This window comes from Streptococcus sp. ST14 (assembly GCF_046098195.1).
GTDB lineage: Bacteria > Bacillota > Bacilli > Lactobacillales > Streptococcaceae > Streptococcus.
The window spans coordinates 1-2,445 of the sequence record NZ_JBJUSF010000056.1; the positions used below are offsets into that span (position 1 = coordinate 1).

General features: G+C 41.1%; 4 protein-coding genes. All 4 read left to right on the plus strand.

Features of this window, described 5'->3' with window-relative positions:
• On the plus strand, nucleotides 1-801 hold an 801-nt coding region (locus ACIY19_RS10715), incomplete at its 5' end, for an LPXTG cell wall anchor domain-containing protein (protein ID WP_409003392.1).
• Nucleotides 802-864: 63 nt separating this feature from the next.
• Complete coding sequence (locus ACIY19_RS10720) at nucleotides 865-1,371, plus strand: hypothetical protein (protein ID WP_061587161.1); 507 nt, start codon at nucleotides 865-867, stop codon at nucleotides 1,369-1,371.
• 73 nt (nucleotides 1,372-1,444) lie between these two features.
• Entirely contained in the window at nucleotides 1,445-1,669 is a 225-nt protein-coding gene (locus ACIY19_RS10725) for a hypothetical protein (protein WP_409003393.1), read from the plus strand.
• Between the two features lie 27 nt (nucleotides 1,670-1,696).
• Nucleotides 1,697-2,443 (plus strand): hypothetical protein, encoded by a 747-nt coding sequence (locus ACIY19_RS10730; RefSeq protein ID WP_084877367.1) that lies wholly within the window; start codon nucleotides 1,697-1,699, stop codon nucleotides 2,441-2,443.
• Nucleotides 2,444-2,445 lie beyond the last annotated feature (2 nt).

A 2,445-nucleotide genomic window follows, 5' to 3' on the forward strand; every position in this document is an offset into this window, starting at 1 on the left:
GAAAATAGCTTTAAGCAAATTGACTTCGCTAACAGCTATCAGTCAAACCTCGTGACTGTTGAAGTACCAGATGTGAAGCCAGAGAAACACGCCTTGGATCAAAAGGATAATAAAAAAGTCTTGGACGGCCAAGAAGTACAGATTGGTCAATACATCCGCTATCTACTTGATGGCGTAACCGTGCCTGCTAAGCACGATAGCCTCTTCCAATATGACGGTAGTGACCAGTTGGATGTGGTTCATGATCGATATACAGGTAAGTGGCAAGGTATTTTCAAGGGGACAGAGTACACAGCTGTGAAAGACCTTATCCTGTCTTATGACGTTATCCTGAAGGATGGTAAAGTAGTCAAGGCTGGAGACAAGATCGCCAAGGGTACAGCTTATGCCTTCTTGTTTGAAGTGAACCAGGATACGGATCCTAACTTCCTCAAGAAAATCGTAACCGTTAAATGGGACGAAAAAGCTGGCAAATGGTCGTATGTTATTAACCAGGACTTCTTAAACTCATTAGGTGTAAAAGGCACGTTCGATGCAGACTTCTATCTAGAAGTCGAACGCATTGCAGCTGGGAAGGTTGAAAATACCTTCATCAATACAGTCAATTTACAAGAGATGACGGCGAAAGTGACAACCACAACGCCAGAACCTCCAAAACCAGAGCCTAAAGAACCACACAAGCCACAACCGCAGCCATCACTTCCAAACACTGGAACAGCAGCAAGCATGCTTCCAACTTGGGGTGTGATTTTGGGGTTGATGAGTCTTGCAGGAGCTGGGCTTCGTAAGCATAAAAAATAGAACATCTAGAAATTCCCCCTCATCTATGGTATAATGAAGCCATAAAAAAGAGGGGGAAGAGAGATGAGAAAGGACACGAAAATGGATGCACATGTGACTAGAAGTGGATATAGATACTACACTCCAACTCAAAAAAAATCAGAAGTCACTAAGCCTGAAGAAGAGAAGAAGTGGAAAAAAGGCCTCAGTTGGCTAGGAAAAGCCATCTGGTCAGGAATAAAGAATCTACCGAGTGTAATTGCGAGAGCTGCCGTTTTGATGGTTGCGACTCCACTCATGTTTCTCCTCTTTATCTTTAATCTGATTAAGAGCTTGATTGCGACAGCAATTGGATGGGTAGTATTTAAGATTGTAGTTGTCCTAGGCTATGCTGCTTTTTGGGAAATATATTTTTGGATAACAAAATCAGGTCCCTCTGCAGATGTAGAGAAGCAGTTAGATTGGCTTATGACTAACTTTTTCTTTCCTCAAAAGGTCCCCATCTATTATTGGTGGGAAACGACTATTATCGTTGTCTTAGCTGTGATTACAGCCCTCTCTCTAACCTTTCGTCCAACGGATGAAACATAGTATTGAATAAACAATGTAGGTGCTAAGGAATTTTCTTAGTACCTTTTTATAAAAAGAAAGTGAGAAAAAAATAATGGATGCAGTTGTAGATTTTATTAACAAAATTGGAAATATCGGTAGGATTATCGGTATTGGTTGGGCCGCTTGGGGTGCCTGGGACTTAGCAGTAGGAATCAAACGTGAATTGGATGATAAGAAGGATAAAGGAATCCAAAGTTTGATACTAGGTGCTCTTCTAGGTGCCGTTCTAAAAGCCCTCTTTACAGCTTTAGCAACAGGTCTTCAATCTCTTGGTTAGGATGAAGAAGAAAGAGGAGGTGGTTTTATGGACCAATCCACACTTGATCAACTAACCATGAGTCTGAAAGACTATAATGCGACAGCCTATGAATTGATGGAAACTGTTTCAGGATCGATGGGGAAGGTAGCAATTTTGCTCCTTCTCCTTTTTATGGGGATCAACCTCATGAATTGGCACCAACAACTTAAAAGCAATGGAGGAGAGCTGTCATTTCAGCTTTGGATTGAAGAAATCCTCAAGTATGCTATCGCACTCTTTTTTATCCTCTATGTGGATGCGATTTTTGATGCCTTGTCATGGTTGTTCAATGTTATCATTAAGTTAGTAGCCAAGAATGCTACAGATCCTTTCAGTTCTGAGCCACCAGATTTTAAAGGTTTGGGTATGATTGAGAAATCATTCTTTAAAATTGTTTATGCGGTTGTTGATTTTGTCGGTCAGATATCGACTAAGTTGTTGATCCTGTTACGCTCCTTTACGCTTTACACGTATAAGGGAATCGCTAAAATTATTGTCGCTTGTTACATGGTGGATAGCTTACGCCCGATCTGCCTCGGTTTCTTTAAGCTCTATGCTGCTGCTGTCCTTCAGGGATTGATTTTAGTGGTTGTGACCATGCTTTATCCAGCTATTGTCACGAATGATTTATTGACACTTAGCAATACTGGAGCTTTTATAACTGCACTCGTAGCCATTGCAAAAGGAATCATTTACATCATTATGCTCTTTGGCAGCCAACGTATGGCCAAGAATATCATGCAGGTGAACTAGGA